This window comes from Sinorhizobium medicae, assembly GCF_007827695.1.
Lineage (GTDB): Bacteria > Pseudomonadota > Alphaproteobacteria > Rhizobiales > Rhizobiaceae > Sinorhizobium > Sinorhizobium medicae.
This window is the reverse complement of the sequence record NZ_VITA01000016.1, coordinates 138,746-153,212: the sequence shown is the minus strand read 5'-3', so window position 1 is coordinate 153,212 and position 14,467 is coordinate 138,746. Positions and strand designations below refer to the sequence as shown.

At 59.0% G+C, this 14,467-nt stretch carries 16 protein-coding genes and 1 pseudogene; 13 read left to right on the top strand and 4 right to left on the bottom strand.

Features of this window, described 5'->3' with window-relative positions; translation table 11 throughout:
- Positions 1 to 320: 320 nt before the first annotated feature.
- On the top strand, positions 321 to 896 hold the full coding sequence (locus tag FB009_RS24270) for a hypothetical protein (RefSeq protein WP_011975982.1): 576 nt from the start codon (positions 321 to 323) through the stop codon (positions 894 to 896).
- Positions 897 to 1,067: 171 nt separating this feature from the next.
- Here FB009_RS24270 and FB009_RS24265 read toward each other — a convergent pair whose 3' ends face one another.
- Positions 1,068 to 1,505: a hypothetical protein gene (locus FB009_RS24265; RefSeq protein WP_011975981.1), complete on the bottom strand. Its 438-nt coding sequence runs from the start codon at positions 1,503 to 1,505 to the stop codon at positions 1,068 to 1,070.
- A gap of 195 nt (positions 1,506 to 1,700) precedes the next feature.
- Here FB009_RS24265 and FB009_RS24260 point away from each other — a divergent pair, with 195 nt between their 5' ends.
- On the top strand, positions 1,701 to 2,060 hold the full coding sequence (locus FB009_RS24260) for a hypothetical protein (protein WP_024311638.1): 360 nt from the start codon (positions 1,701 to 1,703) through the stop codon (positions 2,058 to 2,060).
- A 2-nt stretch (positions 2,061 to 2,062) separates the two neighbouring features.
- Here FB009_RS24260 and FB009_RS24255 read toward each other — a convergent pair whose 3' ends face one another.
- Positions 2,063 to 2,467: a hypothetical protein gene (locus tag FB009_RS24255; RefSeq protein WP_024311637.1), complete on the bottom strand. Its 405-nt coding sequence runs from the start codon at positions 2,465 to 2,467 to the stop codon at positions 2,063 to 2,065.
- Between the two features lie 336 nt (positions 2,468 to 2,803).
- Here FB009_RS24255 and FB009_RS24250 point away from each other — a divergent pair, with 336 nt between their 5' ends.
- Positions 2,804 to 2,959: a DUF3309 family protein gene (locus FB009_RS24250; protein ID WP_010969642.1), complete on the top strand. Its 156-nt coding sequence runs from the start codon at positions 2,804 to 2,806 to the stop codon at positions 2,957 to 2,959.
- 27 nt (positions 2,960 to 2,986) lie between these two features.
- Here FB009_RS24250 and FB009_RS24245 read toward each other — a convergent pair whose 3' ends face one another.
- The gene (locus tag FB009_RS24245) at positions 2,987 to 3,328 is read right to left on the bottom strand and encodes a GFA family protein (protein WP_011975978.1); all 342 of its coding nucleotides are present in this window, start codon (positions 3,326 to 3,328) and stop codon (positions 2,987 to 2,989) included.
- Between the two features lie 142 nt (positions 3,329 to 3,470).
- Here FB009_RS24245 and FB009_RS24240 point away from each other — a divergent pair.
- From FB009_RS24240 to FB009_RS24215, 5 genes and pseudogenes are all read left to right on the top strand, one after another.
- A pseudogene (locus tag FB009_RS24240) lies at positions 3,471 to 4,904 on the top strand (terminase large subunit domain-containing protein).
- The gene (locus tag FB009_RS24235) at positions 4,904 to 6,955 is read left to right on the top strand and encodes a portal protein (protein WP_102045529.1); all 2,052 of its coding nucleotides are present in this window, start codon (positions 4,904 to 4,906) and stop codon (positions 6,953 to 6,955) included. The pseudogene FB009_RS24240 and the gene FB009_RS24235 overlap by 1 nt, the downstream one beginning before the upstream one ends.
- Positions 6,952 to 7,581, top strand: coding sequence for a hypothetical protein (locus FB009_RS24230; RefSeq protein WP_011975975.1), 630 nt, complete (start codon positions 6,952 to 6,954; stop codon positions 7,579 to 7,581). Before FB009_RS24235 ends, FB009_RS24230 begins: the two co-directional genes overlap by 4 nt.
- An 844-nt stretch (positions 7,582 to 8,425) precedes the next feature.
- A complete protein-coding gene (locus FB009_RS24220) occupies positions 8,426 to 9,118 on the top strand; it encodes a DUF6973 domain-containing protein (RefSeq protein ID WP_011975973.1) in 693 nt (230 codons plus the stop codon).
- Entirely contained in the window at positions 9,115 to 9,546 is a 432-nt protein-coding gene (locus tag FB009_RS24215; protein WP_011975972.1) for a hypothetical protein, read from the top strand. The genes FB009_RS24220 and FB009_RS24215 overlap by 4 nt, the downstream gene beginning before the upstream one ends.
- A gap of 102 nt (positions 9,547 to 9,648) precedes the next feature.
- On the opposite strand, the gene FB009_RS32830 is transcribed toward FB009_RS24215, so the two are convergent.
- Positions 9,649 to 9,876 carry a hypothetical protein gene (locus tag FB009_RS32830; protein ID WP_018208164.1) on the bottom strand — a complete coding sequence of 76 codons (228 nt, stop codon included), beginning with the start codon at positions 9,874 to 9,876 and terminating at the stop codon, positions 9,649 to 9,651.
- Positions 9,877 to 10,022: 146 nt separating this feature from the next.
- On the opposite strand from FB009_RS32830, the gene FB009_RS24205 reads away from it, so the two are divergent.
- From FB009_RS24205 to FB009_RS24185, 5 genes are all read left to right on the top strand, one after another.
- On the top strand, positions 10,023 to 10,262 hold the full coding sequence (locus FB009_RS24205) for a hypothetical protein (protein ID WP_011975970.1): 240 nt from the start codon (positions 10,023 to 10,025) through the stop codon (positions 10,260 to 10,262).
- Between the two features lie 124 nt (positions 10,263 to 10,386).
- A complete protein-coding gene (locus FB009_RS24200; protein ID WP_127581740.1) occupies positions 10,387 to 11,355 on the top strand; it encodes a hypothetical protein in 969 nt (322 codons plus the stop codon).
- Between the two features lie 84 nt (positions 11,356 to 11,439).
- Positions 11,440 to 12,435 carry a DUF5309 domain-containing protein gene (locus tag FB009_RS24195; protein ID WP_011975968.1) on the top strand — a complete coding sequence of 332 codons (996 nt, stop codon included), beginning with the start codon at positions 11,440 to 11,442 and terminating at the stop codon, positions 12,433 to 12,435.
- Between the two features lie 265 nt (positions 12,436 to 12,700).
- A complete protein-coding gene (locus FB009_RS24190; RefSeq protein ID WP_011975967.1) occupies positions 12,701 to 13,414 on the top strand; it encodes a hypothetical protein in 714 nt (237 codons plus the stop codon).
- A gap of 287 nt (positions 13,415 to 13,701) precedes the next feature.
- Complete coding sequence (locus tag FB009_RS24185; RefSeq protein WP_011975966.1) at positions 13,702 to 14,361, top strand: L,D-transpeptidase family protein; 660 nt, start codon at positions 13,702 to 13,704, stop codon at positions 14,359 to 14,361.
- The last annotated feature ends 106 nt before the right edge of the window (positions 14,362 to 14,467 follow it).

The following is a 14,467-nucleotide window of genomic DNA, read 5'->3' as shown; positions in this document are numbered from 1 at the left end:
CAGAGGCCAGCACACGGTCTTTAAAGACCAGGATTCCGACGGCCTTCCGCCCGCACCCATATAAGCACAGTTTCGACACACAGGATTCCTGTGACAGGCACAGGAATGAAGGCGCGGAGGTGAGGCCGCGCTCAGGCCGCGGCGTCACGGTTGGAGGCTGCTCCTTTCGGCGGAACTCTTCGTCATATTGAAATCAAGGCTCACGGCGATCCAGCGCGTCCCAAGACGCTGCGGCGCCGTGTGCGGCCGGCGATGCGCCTCCGCGTCTCCCCGAACCCGCCAGGCGGTTTCGGATTGGAGACGCGTCGATTCAAACTTGCATGACCCAAGCGCCAACTAGCGGCGCTCAAGCAAGTGGCGCCATCGTCGGCCGCAATGAAATTCTTGCACCCGGACAACATCGCGACATCACCAACCTTGAGGAGAGGCTTATGAGTGAACGGAAAAGCCCGGTTGATGGAGCCGCACCGGTGGGGAAGATCGAACGACACAGACTGACGGCGAAGAACCCCTCGACGCTCAGCCCTGAAGATGCCAAAGCGTATGCCGAAGATCTGCTCCAGGCAGCTTTATACGGCCCCAACGCCTATTTGCCTGAAGGGCCACGGAAGCCTTTGGGAGGCCTCTCCAAGGATCCACGGGACGAGGATGCCAACGCGGCCGGAGCGAGAGTAGGCCGAAGCGGTTTGCAGAAGAACCTTGAAGACGTGAAGAACGAGTTGAAGTTTCTGTTGCCGAAGGTGTCTAACGAAGATGGAGTGGCGCAGCTGAACAGCATAATTTCTTCGATTCAAGAGGCGCAGAATCGCGCTGACGATTATGAGCGGAACAGTGTTTACGAGGATCCATATAGTAATCAGCCGAATCTTTATGACGAAAAAAACAACATTCGATAAGTACGGCTTACCCGACAACGACCTGATCAGAAAAAGCGGCGGATCTTGGCTGCAAGGGCAGGTTAGTTATCGTTGGGGTCCCAGGATGACCCTCAAACAAGCGGTCTCCGGGTGGAGAGAGTAAGCGACAGGTTGCCTGATCACTGCGCACCGTTCTCCTCACTGAGCCAGTCACAGGCGAGGCGTTTCAGGCGCTTTATCTCGTGCGTCGAGGTCCTCGACCGCGATGATGAGCTTGCCGAAGGGGATCACCCCTCGATCGCCTGCCTTAGGGGTGTAATAAAGAGGGACCACGCGGGGGTGCCCGCTCCAGAGATCCAGTTCGGAGGAACCGGTGCGGGAGATGCAGCAGGGCTCCTCCTCCCAGGGGTCGGACCAGAATTTGAGTCTGTAGCTCGAACTGGTCAGGTCACGCAGCTCGATGATATGTTCGGCAATCGGCACGAAGCAGCGGTCTTTCTCATCGCACCAGCCGGTGGTGTGTTCGAAGCTTCTGTCGGCCTTCTCAAGCCAAGCCTTCACAAAATAGCGAGGCTCGCCGGTTTCTGCCGCGATGGAGGGGAGGGTCGAAGCGGCGGCCAGCAATATCGTGGCGAAGATTTGATTCATGTTCCCCCCTGCGGTGTGACGGCGGCTCGTCGAGATCCGGGCGGTGCCGCCCATTACGGCCGCAATCTGATCTGAGATTTTGGCGCAATTAGGGGTAGCAGTAAAATTGGAGTACACGCCTCACAAGACGAGCCGTTGCGCAAGGGAAGCGATGAAGACAAGCGGGAGAGCGTAATGTCCAAAGATCAAAGCGCCATGTCGGATATCGCGGCGCGGGCCGAAGCGGCGGCGAGGTCTTCCTCTGCGGGCCTGGCGCCCGCGGGGTCGCGCGACCCCTTGGGGAGCAGCTTTCTTTGCGCCGTGCAGGCGGATTTCGCACAGCATGGCGTCGGCGTGCTTGCCCGCATTCGCGAGGAGAAGCCGGAAACCTATCTGAAGCTCGTCTCGTCGATCCTGCCGAAGGATCTGAGTGCCGCAACCGGCTGCGCGGACGAGCTGTCCGACGAACAGCTCATCGAGCGCATCCAGGCCCTGGATGCGGCGATCCGGCCCTTAATCTCCGGCAAGAAGAGGGCAGGCGGCATGCGGAAGCGCCCGCCGCCCGCAAGGGCATAGCATCAATGGGTCGGCGCCACCCTTGCCGAAACAGGCGCTTCGCTGCTCGAGAAGATGATGACGGCAAAGAGCAGAACGCCGGCAAAGGCAATGAGCGAAGAGACGGCGACGATCGGCTCCACCGCAGTATTGCCTGATAGCAGCAGGTATAGAGACGGAATGAGGACCGCGACCCCGAAGGTGTAGACGGCGTATTGTATCATCGCCAGCCGCCTCGCCGCCTTTTGGGGGTTGAGCGCATGATAGCCGCCGAAAATCGCCATCGTGACCCAGCCCAGCAGGTTGGCGTGAGCATGAGCGCCCGTCGCGGCATGGTTTCCTGAGATCGACATATGCAGGCCGATCGAAATGCCAAGGATCAAAAAGACAATCGCTGTTTTGAAATAAAGGTTTGCAATACGTGGCATCGGGCTCCCCTCCGATAAAAACAAGAAAATTAGCATGTTCTCACGCATATGAGAATATCCCGATATAGGGCTCATTCGTGCGGTACTGCTGTTCCCGGCGTGACAGCTCGAAAAGCCAGGGTCGGGCGGAGGAAATTGCGTCTTCTGATTGCGCTTCACCCTGAATGCATCGCGAGGGGCGTGGAACATAATCCGGATTTTCGCATTCGTTAGGATGAACGATGCGCTTTGTAGCGCTCCAACTTCTTTCGAGACGCGCAAAAGTCGCTGTAGAAACTTGATTTGGCGCGTTATTTCGTTCTCGGAAAGTTCGATTGTGCAAGGGAGAACCGTGATATGCTTGGCACCGTCCTGCTCATTATCCTGATCCTGCTTCTGATCGGCGCCTTTCCCGCCTGGCCCTATTCGTCCGGCTGGGGCTACGGCCCTTCAGGCATTCTTGGCGTTCTGGTCGTGGTTCTGCTGATACTGCTTCTGATGGGCAGAATCTGAAGGCCACGAAGCAAGAAAGACTGCTGATTACCAGCTCGCGCCGTCGATCAGACGGTGCGGAATGTCCTCCCAGACCGAACGATCAAAGATGCGCATGTTAACCGCCATGCGGGACGTGTTGCCGCCGATGGGCGAATAATGGGTGGTGCAGCCGCAGACGCTGCAGTGGTGCATAGTCAGGGTCCTGTCTCCCTGAACATATCCGACCAGCTTTCTTTCCGGATCGGTGACGGCGACTTCGTTTGACGGATAGTAACCCCAAAGCGTTCCGAGCCTGCTGCAGAGAGAGCAGTTGCAATCGCCGAGCGTCTCGGGGCGGACGGGGACCGCGACGCGGACCGCCCTGCAATGGCAATGACCTTCGATCATGATCTTTCTCCTGTTGCGGCGCATGTATAACGGCGCGCCTTGATCATGACCGAGCATTATTGAGCTTCTCGCCCCGCAGTCCAGCGGCGAACTCGCTGCTCCGCGTCTGCCGCCGCAATTTCAAATAAAGACAGGATCACGGATGAGCGCACCCCACCCATCCGAAAGAACCGTTGCGTTCGGCCTCTCCGCGATGCTCAGGGAACAGATGTCGCTGATGGCGGAACTCCACCGGCGGCAACGAACGAATATCCTTTCCAGCTATCAGCCCTATGCCAAGCAGCGGGAGTTCCATGCCGCCGGCGCAACCTTTCGCGAGAGGCTGTTCATGGCGGGCAACCAGCTCGGCAAGACGCTTGCGGGCGCGGCGGAGGCAGCCATGCATCTGACCGGCCGCTATCCCGAATGGTGGCAGGGAAGACGGTTCGACCGGCCCGTCGCAATGCTCGCGGGCTCGGAGTCCTATGAGCTGACACGCGACGGGGTGCAGCGGTTGCTGATAGGCCCGCCTCTGAATGAGGATGAATGGGGCACCGGATTCGTGCCCAAGGCAACGATCCAGGCGACGACGCGCCGCTCCGGCGCTTCCGGGGCTCTCGACAGCGTAACGGTGCGGCACGTTGCAGGCGGAGCCTCGACGCTGCTTTTCAAAGCTTACGAGCAGGGACGGGCCAAGTGGCAGGCCAACACGGTGGACTATGTCTGGTTCGACGAGGAGCCGCCTGAGGACGTCTATTTCGAAGGGATCACCCGCACCAATGCGACCCGCGGTTCCATCGCCGTGACCTTCACGCCGCTGAAGGGCCTGAGCGCCGTGGTGGCCAGATACCTGATGGAAAAGTCGGCGGACCGCTAGGTCACCACCATGACGATCGAGGATGCGGAACATTATACGCCCGAGGAGCGCCGGCGGATCATCGACAGCTATCCCGCCCATGAGCGCGAGGCGCGCACCAAGGGCGTGCCGGCTCTCGGCTCCGGACGGATCTTTCCCGTAACCGAGGAGAGCATTCGTGCCGATCCGTTCGATATACCGAAGCACTGGGTCCAGATCGGCGGACTCGACTTCGGCTGGGACCATCCTTTCGCGGCTGTCGGCTGCGCCTGGGACCGGGATGCTGATGTCTTCTATGTGACCAAGCTCTATCGCGAGCGGGAATCGACGCCGATCATCCACGCGGCAGCCCTCAAACCCTGGGGCGGAACCTTGCCCTGGGCGTGGCCCCATGACGGGTTGCAGCATGACAAGGGCAGCGGCGAGCAACTGGCGGCCCAGTACCGGGCACAGGGGCTGGCGCTTCTTCCCGAAAGGGCGACCTTCGACGACGGCACGAACGGCGTCGAAGCCGGGCTTTCCGACATGCTGCAGCGGATGCAGACCGGGCGCTGGAAGGTGTTTTCCACCTGCACGGAATGGTTCGAGGAATTCCGCCTGTATCACCGCAAGGACGGCAGGATCGTCAAGGAGCGCGACGACCTCCTCGCCGCCTCGCGCTACGCGCTGATGATGAAGCGCCATGCACGGGCAATCGGCGGCAACGCAAACTGGAAATTCACCGCCCGAAAGGTTCTCTGATGGCCGCAATGACCGATGAACGCCTGTCCGCACTCGTCAGCCAGCTGGTGAAGGACTGCGAAGACTATCGCGACGAGCTCGCGGTCGATCGCATCAAGGCGATGGAATATTACGACGGGACGATGAAGGACGTGCCCGCAGACGCCAACCGGTCCAAGGTGGTCTCACGCGACGTGCGGGCGGCGATCAAGAAGGTGCTGCCCTCGCTGATCCGCACGATCCTCGGCAATGACAAGGTGGTGGAATACGCCCCTGTCAACGAGGGGGACGAGGCGGCGGCAAGCCAGGCGACCGACTACATCAACTATGTCGTCTTTCCCGAAAGCGACGGCTACGACGCGGTGCAGGATGCCGCCCATGATGCGCTGAAGCTCAGGAACGGCATTATCCGCTGGTGGTACGAGAAGCAGATGTCGGTCTCGGTTTCGACCCATAGCGGGCTCGACGAGGCGTCACTCATCCAGCTCGTCGGCGATGACGAGGTGGAGGTGCTGGAACAGTCGCAAACCGTCGAAAGAATGGAAACGCCGCAAGGCGTGGTGGAGCAGCCGAGCTACAGCGTGAAGATCCGCCGCCGGGCCGAACGGGGGACGCCGCGACTGGCGGCGGTGCCGCTCGAGGAATTTCTGATTCATCCGGATGCGATCTCGATCGCCGACAGCCCGATCACCGGCTTTGCCATGCGGATGCGCCGTTCGGACCTCGTGGCAATGGGACATGACCGGGACCTGATCGACGGCCTCCCGGCAGCCGAGGCCGGCGGCCGCGACGATGAGGCATCCACACGCAGGCGCGACGCCTTCGAGACGAAGGATGCGGTGCCCAAGGCGCTCGAGGAGGTGGATTATTACGAGCTCTACGTGAAAGTGGATGCCGACGACGACGGTATTGCGGAGCTGCGCCGGCTCGTCTTTGCCGGCGGCACAAGCGAGGAGAACCTGCTTTCCAACGAGGAATGGGACGAGGTGCCCTTTGCCGACCTCACCGTCGAACGCCGGCCGCACCAGCGCGAGGGCGGTTCGGTGACCGACGACATGGCGGAGATCCAGCGGGTGAAGACGGTGCTGATGCGCCAGACGCTCGACAATCTCTACTGGCAGAACAACCAGCAGCCGATCGTCCAGGAAGGCGCGATCGCCAATCCGGAAGCCGTGCTCAATCCCAAATTCGGCCAGCCGATCCGGGTGAGCCAGGGGATCGATGCGCGCGCGGCGCTCGGCTACACCATGGTGCCCTTCGTCGCCAAGGAATCCTTCGCGATGCTTTCCTATCTGGACCAGGAGGCGACCGACCGCACCGGCATTTCCGACGCATCGAGCGGCATGGCGCCGGACGCGCTGCAGAACATGACGGCGCGGGCGACGGCACTGGTCGAGCAGGCCGGGATCGGCCAGACGGAACTGATGGTGCGCACCTTTGCGCAGGGGCTGAGGCGCGTCTTTCGCGGATTGCTGCGCCTTGTCGTCAAGCATCAGGACCGGCCACGCGCCGTGCGCCTGCGCGGACAGTGGGTGACCTTCGATCCGCGCCACTGGAATGCGGAGATGGACGCGACGATCAATACCGGGCTGGGGGCAGGCACCCGCGAGCGCGACATGATGATGATCCAGATGATCCTGCAATTGCAGGAAAAGCTGCTGATGGCGCTCGGACCGGACAATCCCTATGTCTCGCCGGACAATCTCTATAACGGCATCGCCAAATCGGTGGAGGCGGCGGGGCTGAAATCGCCCGACCTCTATTTCACCAAGCCGGCGCCGGAAGAGCTCCGGCAGCGGATGCAGGCGGCTGCCTCCAAGCCTGATCCCGAGATGCAGAAACTGCAGATGCAGGCGCAGGCCGAGGCCGAGAAGGCGCGGCTGACGGCGGAAAACGAGCGGCGGAAGCTGGAGATCGGACGCGAGCTGAAGCTTGCCGAAATCCAGCGGAAGGTCGCGCTGAAGCGCTACCAGATCGACGCCGAACTGAACCTGAAACGACAGCAGAACGCCGTGGAAATCATGGGCGGCGAGCCGCTTGCAGCGGCACATATAGGAGGGTTGCCGGGGTGAGAAGGCAAATTCGTGGATTGCAGGATGTTTATAATGAAATTCCAAAGACGACATTCGCGTTGGAACTGCGCGATTTCAGCGAGGCGGCGAACAGCTTCTCGCCGAACGTGGCGAGCCCGCGCCCGCCGGATGGCAAGGGCACGGAGGTGGCCGCGACATATGTAGTGAGCAATACGAATCCGACGGGCTGGTTCGGTAACGAAATGCATAGCGGCCTTTTCATTATCCCGGACGACGGCGATCGGGAGGGAAAGTTCCTCTATGATCCTTCCGGCACTTATATGAACCGGGAAATGGGAAGCGGGCGCGCCCTCTACGGGCCCGATGTGTCACCCGAGGAATACCTCAAATATCAACTGCTGGATGGTCCAAATGTGACGATACGCAAATATGCAACAACGCCCGAAGAGGAGGCTGAAATAATCAAGCGGTCCGATGATATCGGCGGCGGCGGATTCTTTGACTGCACAACCAACGTAACGCGGGCAATAAACGGGGTCGGTCCCTTTGCCGAAATACAAGAAACGATGTGGCCGACCAAACTTGACCGGCAACTTCGACAGTCGAAGCGCGCGGTCGGGGAAGCGTATGACCTGGAGAGCCTCAAGCAACTCCTTTCCAAATGAGAGGCTTTGGGGATCAAACCAACGGCGAACGGCATGGCGGTTGCGCGTTGCAGCTACGGTGCAGTTTGCCGAGGACCGAGATCTGGTGAATGCAGACCCGCGCTCGATGAGTTTCTTCCCTTGGCGTGACCCCGCTTGGGCGGTCTTTTCAACACGCTCCGGCGCAGGGGCTGACTGATGCGTGCGAGCGATGGAGGGAAGCGCCCATCGCCTCGCGGGATGGCGAAGCGGATCTTGCCCTATTGTCTTGAATGAACTACCTAAGGTGGCATAAATGCGCCACAATCGCCTGAGATGTAAAGGAAAGCGAACGAGAATTTTGTCAAAAGCGTTCGAGAAGGCAAATTGGGGAATATCGGATGCGTTATGCGGCACTCAATACAATACGAGTCCTGCTTTGCTATGCCGTCATGCTTACGTTTGCCGAATGGTACTACGGCAATCTTTTTTCTTATGAACGGGCGAAATTCGCCTCGACATGCTACGTCTTTGCATTCGCTCCGTTGCCAAACGTTCGTTTGTCATTGAGGTTGTTATATATAACTTTGTCGATATTCCCCATTATTGCGCTACATTTCGTATATATATTTTTCGTAAATCCAGCGAATTACACTGTTGATATGGAAAGCATACATTTTTTTGTATTGGTGTCATTTGCAGTTACCTGGATTAACTGGCACTATCCTCTGTTTTTGTTGATTTATACGTTACTGGAATACTTCTTTGTGAAAAAGCTGGCGGTTCGCACAGCGACCCATAGTCGCCCATAGTTGAACGCAGAGCAGTGTCGCCGAGCTTTTGCCCGGTGGCACCCCGTGTCCGGTGGTCATTGTCGGAGGGACGGATGAGCGAATATTTACGCAACCAAATAGTCCAGAAAATGTTGGGCGAGCCGAAACAATCGCCGGCCCGAATGCCGCCAGCAAGGCAGGCGGCGGACACCCAGCCATCGAGCGGGAGCGGCCCTTTGGGTGCGGCGGAGGTTGACGCCGCAAACGCGCTCGGAGCCGCATATTACCAGTATCCGGGCTATTTCAAGAAGGGACAGGGGGGGCTCGCCGGATACCAACGGGAAAAACTGGCGGCGGAATTTGGATGGTCTCCCGCAGGCATGGGCAAATACGAGGCCGCATTGCGCGCCGGACCGTTGAACGGCCTTGCGGCATGGGGGGATTCTCGAACCGCCAGCGCCGTGGCGCCTGAGTTGAATGTGCCCGAATGCGCTCCGGGCAACGGTTATGCCCGCGCCAACAAGCGTCCGCATAACGATTGCCGCGATGCCTTCCGGCACGCTTACTGGAGCGCCTTGATGGCCCAACGCGACGAGGAGGACGCCGCCATGCTGGGTGACGCCTATGAACGGTCTTCTAAAGGGCCGTATGCCGAAGTCTACATGGACCTTTACAACAACAGGGTCGGACGACGGATCGGCTCGGCCAATAAAGATGCAAGCGGCGAGCAGATCTTCGACCTAGTCGCCGATGAGCTGGAAAAACGCCGGCTAATTACAAGTCCATTTCAGGCACTAAAACGATGATTAAAAGAAACACGCTGCTGCGTATTGCCAAATACGTACTGGGTCTGTTCTTTATAGTTTCCTTGCTCGTCGTCTTCATGTTGAGTAACTTGCTTTCGAGGAAAGTCATCGTTTATGTCGAGAACAGATCCAGCAATGTAATCGCCGTCGAAGTGGTGCTTTGGGAGCCCAACATGCGTGACTATGGCGACGAACCGGTACGCCACCTGTTGCGCTTCAATCTGGAGCCCGGCGAAGCCCTCCAACGTCTCCTGCTGCCGGCCGATGGCGGGGGAAACATCGGCACGGCAGTGCGAGACGGGCCGAACGAATACTGGGACTATGGACAATATCTCCTTGGAATGGGGAGCTTCTTTTACCTGGAGAAATATACGGTGGTTTACAGCGGTTCGGGCGTCATCAAGACACTACGTCCCAGTTTATATTAATTGCAGACTTGAGCTTGACGGCATTCCTACCCGGGGCATGGCATGGCCTGTTGCCGGCCCCGGCTACGCTGCTTACCGCGGGTGCATCACGCCACAGGTCATTTATGCACGATTGCGGCGTCTGTGGATAGCTGCATGGGCATGGCTGAGGAGCCATATGGAGACGAAGACCGTCGCGGCGAACAGCCCCGTCCTGGCCCAGTAACCATACTCCGGGAAGTGCCCAACGAGCACCAGCCCGATCGCGGCTGACATGCAGCCAATGAGCATTGTGATCCAGGCGGATGATCTCGGTTTGCGCGCGTTCGCCGCGCTCTCATTCCTGTCCATGATGTTCCCCTATGAATTGCATCTCACAAGATGTTGAGACAGTGCCACAGCCGGCACGTAGTTCAAGGTCAAACTCAATCATTGCGTGCAAATTTTCGCTGGTTGCGAGGATGGACCGCTTAACAATGCACAGGAGACAGCCTGCCATGAAGCCAGAAGAACGGATCGCAGCGGCGCAGGCGCTGCTCGACATGCCGCTGTTTCACCTGCTGATGGGCGAGCTCGAAACGGCGGCCGTCAATGCTTGCGTCAACGCAAGGCACACAGATCACGAGACCCGCGCGGCCTTTGCGGCCGAAGTGCGGGCTATCCGGAATTTCAAAGGCAAGATCAAGTTCCTCGCCGAGGAACAATCCTCTGCCTGCGGAAAGGGCGCCCCGGCCTAGGCGGCTAAACCTCGTTGGGTTCAGCCCTTCGTTGAACCACCGAACCATCGACCTCTCGAAACTACGCACCTCCCGGGAGAACCATCGCGGTCTTCCTGAAGTGCTCTGAAAGGCAAAGCCAGACATGACAGACGCAGCCACCAACTTCCCGTCCGGGGAGAGTGATAGCGGTCGCCCCGCACTCAGCTTCGATCACGCCGTCGACCTCGACTTCGCCGAGTCCTCCGAGACCAACGAACGGGAAGAGGAAGAGCGGCAATCGACGAATGCGACGGATGAGGCCCCGGAAGACGAGGGCCAAGAGACCGGCGAACCCGCAGACCAGGGCGACGAGACAACCGAACCCGGCGAAGAGGGCGAGGAGTCCAACGAAGCCCCGGACACGATCATTACCCTGAAAGGGGGCGAGCAGGTTCCCCTGGAGGAACTGAAGCTCGGCTATTTGCGGGAGCGCGACTACCGCCACAAAACTCAGGAACTCGGCAATAAGGGCCGAAATCTCGAGACCATGACAACCCGCGTCGCCACAACGGCGAACGCCATCGCAGAATTCCTGATCCAGCAGCTGCCGGCCGAGCCGACGCGAATGTTGGCGATCCAGAATCCGGCCGAGTACACGCGCCAGAAGGCTGTTTACGACGGGGCTCTGGAACAGGTTCAGCGCCTCATCGAAGTGAGCGCCGAGCCGAAACGGGTGGGCGACGAACTCAAACAGGCCGCAACGCAGGAAACCCTTGCGGCCGAGAACGCGAAGCTGCTCGAAGCCTTCCCGCGCCTCGCGAGGGAGGATGCCCGAGAGAGATTTTTTGCCGAAGCTTTCAAGGCCGGTGAGGATTTCGGGTTTTCCCAGGACGAGATGCAGGGCTTCACCGACCACCGCTACTTCAAGGTCATGCACTACGCCATGCTCGGGTTTCGGGCAGAACAGGCGAAGAGCAAGGCCTTGACGAAGGTGGCAAACGCGCCCCCGGCCACAGCGAAAAGCAAGCCGAAGGGCCCGGCGAACCCTCAGGCACGCAAGAACCAGGATGCGATGAAGAGGTTGGCAAAAACAGGTTCGATCAAGGACGCGCTCCTGATCGATTTCGAATAACCCCCATCTTCAAACACTTGTCGCGTTTGCGGACGGAAAACCGGATCGCCACTTGTCCTGCAAACGCTTTCGAAGGATCAGAACATGGCAGCTCTTGCCAATACCTATATGACCACTCAAGCCGTGGGCAACCGCGAAGAACTCTCCGATGTGGTCTCGCGCATCACGCCCGAGGACACCCCGATCTATTCGTTCATCGAAAAGGGCAAGTGCGTTTCCATTCACCCCGAATGGGAAACGGACGAGCTTGCTGCTCCGGGGGAGAACATCAAGAGCGAAGGTGACGAATATGCCTTCGGCGCCATCACCCCGCCCGAGCGCCTGGGCAACTATACCCAGATCATGCGCAAGGACTGGATCATCTCCGGTACGCAGGAAGTCGTTTCCGAGGCCGGCAACGTCCAGAAGCGCAAATACCAGAAGCTGAAGAAGGGCATCGAAATCCGCAAGGACGTCGAATATGCCATCGTCGACACCAACGCCTCGGTCGCCGGCGCGACGCGCGAATTCGGTTCGCTCAACACCTGGATCGAGACCAATGTTTCCCGCGGTGCCGGCGGCGCCAATGGCGGTTTCGACAATGCGACCGGGCTTACGGTGGCCCCGACCGATGGCGAGCAGCGCGCATTCACCAAATCCATTTTGGATAGCGTGATGCAGGCGGGCTATCAGAGCGGCGCCAATTTCCGCCACGTCTCGGTATCGCCCTACGTCAAGAGCGTGTTCGTCACCTTCATGTCGGACAGCAATGTGGCGCCGTTCCGCTACGCGGTCTCGCAAGGCGGCGAGCGCAACACCATCGTTGCCACGGCCGACTATTACGAAGGCCCGTTCGGCACCGTCATGATCCACCCGAACCGCGTTCAGGCGGCGACGGCGGCGACGGCGCGCAACGCCTTCTTCCTCGATACCGACATGCTGGAATTCCTCTGGCTGCGAAAGATCCAGGAAGACAAGGACGTTGCCAAGACCGGCGACGCCGACAAGGGTGTGATCATAGGCGAGGGCACGCTGAAGGTGAAGAACGAGAAGGGCCTCGGCGTCGCTGCCGACCTCTTCGGGCTGAGCGAGGCAGGCTGAATATAAATGGGCGAGTCTCGGCTCGCCCATTTACCACCGAGGTGGGAATTGCGAACCCGCAACACAAGTGCCGTCATCAAAACGACCACTGAACGCTGGAGGTTTCTGGAATTGGCTTTTCCCCGGAAGCGGTTCACTCCGAGAACTGATATCAGGGTTTGCCGATTGATTGAAGAATGTCGTCAGCGCTCGTAATGCTTGCATTTGTTTCCGTTATGTTCTATGAGCGCGATGGCCGCATTCACATCTCGGAAAATAACAAGACATGAAGACGTTTGTGCTCGTTGCGCTTTATCTCGCCTTTGGCCTGTGCGGTGTCGCCATCGCCCTTGGCGGCGTTGTTCTGGCTACGATCGACCCCTATTCCTTCGAGGATATGAGCCGGGGAGGCATTTGCGAGAGAAGCGGTGACGTGGCGCCGCAATGTTCACTGCCGCGCGAAAGTGCCGACAAGGTCGTGGACGCCTTTCTTTCCTGCAGCCCGCGTTTTTTCCAGGTCCTTAAGGAGGAAAGGGCGGCGTTCGGTCGTGCGGAAGTCAGGTTGCTCCCTTACGACCTCCTGGACTCGGAGGAACCCCGAACGTCCGTGGTCACCTTCGATAAACCTGTCGAAGCCCGCGCGCTGCGTCTCGTTGGTTACACGCAGGCCTGGTCTCAGCCAAGTGGCGCCGGGTCTAAGGAAATCACGTGGGGATTTCGAGTCATTGGGCGGCCGGACGACATCGAAAGGGCGATCGAAGCGCATCAACGGAGCAATGGAAAATCGACAGATGCGGCATTTACGATCGTGCCGAAGCAAGATGCAAGCCTTCCAGGGACATATATTGGCTGCTCGGTCGCAGGGGAGACGAACGGGATGGAAGACCTGCCCCACGTGCTAGATCTGTTCCTTTCGCAATCCATTGGGACGAAATTTGCAGAGAGCTTCGACTTATTTGTCGCGTCAGCTGAAAAGACGATCGCGCGGCTCTGGTGGTGATTGGAGAAGCGCAACCTCGATAGGCGCAAGTGGTCATTCGGCGTTGTTGATTATCGCGAAGCCCTTGGTGGGCAGCCGCGCGCGTCGGAAAAACTCACCTAGGCGATGTTAAAGAGAGCCGAACAAGCAAGGGCGGACGGCGCCATTTTTGCGAGCTCAGGTGAAGAACCAGAAGAAGACCAGGCATCGCGCTTCCTGTTTGGCCCTGACGAGCGGGCCAAGCCAGAGTACACGCGCCTCCGGGATCAAGACGACAACGTGTCCGCAGCTTAACAGAAGGCATTTAAATGGGCCGAAAACACGACAAAAAGAGAATCATGCTGCATTTCGACGGCGAGCGCATGAACGCGACCGAGAACGGCCGCTATTCCGGTGGCTGGAAAGCGGTGAGCGGTGAGAAAAACTCTCAATCGCCGAACCAGAAACATGCGCCTTACCAGCAACATGTGAAAGGAGAGGGGCCGATCCCGGAAGGAGTATTTTCGGTCGAAGAGCTTCAATATCCGCCCGAGGGGGGAATGGAGCGGTGGCTGGGCCATGCCGGACGAGGCACTTGGCCGGGGCTCGAAGAGTCATGGGGAAATTCGAGGGCATGGTTGACGCCTAAATCGGGCAGCCCATTCCTTCAAACAAGAAGCGGCTTCTCAATTCACGGCGGCGCGGAAGCTGGTTCTGCCGGGTGTATCGATCTGACGGACCAGATGGACGACTTCGCTGATTTATACAGGAAAACCGGGCAATCCGCCGACCTGATCGTCTCATATCCCGGGTACGAGCCGGAATTGGATCAGGCGCTGCAATTCTTACTTGAAAAGCGGGCAAGGGAGCAGTCGCCAATGAGCGAGAGCAGCGAGGGATACCGGTGGGAGCCGGATGCGTCGTCGGGCCGTACCCGGCACCCCTTAGGCGGTATTTCGCTCGGGGATGCGCTTCGAACTTTCGAGTGACGTCTGCATCTTTAGCGGCACCAATGCTCCGGTTTTGAGGCCATGCTACGACTATGCTCCTTGCGCCATTTCTCTCTTTGGTTTATCTAAATTTATGAAAGCACGT

Excerpts from the sequence above, each read along its gene's own strand:
- FB009_RS24190 (WP_011975967.1), top strand. The coding sequence starts at position 12,701 with ATGAAGACGTTTGTGCTCGTTGCGCTTTATCTCGCCTTTGGCCTGTGC.
- FB009_RS24185 (WP_011975966.1), top strand. The coding sequence starts at position 13,702 with ATGGGCCGAAAACACGACAAAAAGAGAATCATGCTGCATTTCGACGGC.
- FB009_RS24200 (WP_127581740.1), top strand. The coding sequence starts at position 10,387 with ATGACAGACGCAGCCACCAACTTCCCGTCCGGGGAGAGTGATAGCGGT.
- FB009_RS24260 (WP_024311638.1), top strand. The coding sequence starts at position 1,701 with ATGTCGGATATCGCGGCGCGGGCCGAAGCGGCGGCGAGGTCTTCCTCT.
- FB009_RS24265 (WP_011975981.1), bottom strand. The coding sequence starts at position 1,505 with ATGAATCAAATCTTCGCCACGATATTGCTGGCCGCCGCTTCGACCCTC.
- FB009_RS24245 (WP_011975978.1), bottom strand. The coding sequence starts at position 3,328 with ATGATCGAAGGTCATTGCCATTGCAGGGCGGTCCGCGTCGCGGTCCCC.
- FB009_RS24215 (WP_011975972.1), top strand. The coding sequence starts at position 9,115 with ATGATTAAAAGAAACACGCTGCTGCGTATTGCCAAATACGTACTGGGT.
- FB009_RS24235 (WP_102045529.1), top strand. The coding sequence starts at position 4,904 with ATGGCCGCAATGACCGATGAACGCCTGTCCGCACTCGTCAGCCAGCTG.
- FB009_RS24250 (WP_010969642.1), top strand. The coding sequence starts at position 2,804 with ATGCTTGGCACCGTCCTGCTCATTATCCTGATCCTGCTTCTGATCGGC.
- FB009_RS24255 (WP_024311637.1), bottom strand. The coding sequence starts at position 2,467 with ATGCCACGTATTGCAAACCTTTATTTCAAAACAGCGATTGTCTTTTTG.
- FB009_RS24270 (WP_011975982.1), top strand. The coding sequence starts at position 321 with ATGACCCAAGCGCCAACTAGCGGCGCTCAAGCAAGTGGCGCCATCGTC.
- FB009_RS32830 (WP_018208164.1), bottom strand. The coding sequence starts at position 9,876 with ATGGACAGGAATGAGAGCGCGGCGAACGCGCGCAAACCGAGATCATCC.
- FB009_RS24195 (WP_011975968.1), top strand. The coding sequence starts at position 11,440 with ATGGCAGCTCTTGCCAATACCTATATGACCACTCAAGCCGTGGGCAAC.
- FB009_RS24220 (WP_011975973.1), top strand. The coding sequence starts at position 8,426 with ATGAGCGAATATTTACGCAACCAAATAGTCCAGAAAATGTTGGGCGAG.
- FB009_RS24205 (WP_011975970.1), top strand. The coding sequence starts at position 10,023 with ATGAAGCCAGAAGAACGGATCGCAGCGGCGCAGGCGCTGCTCGACATG.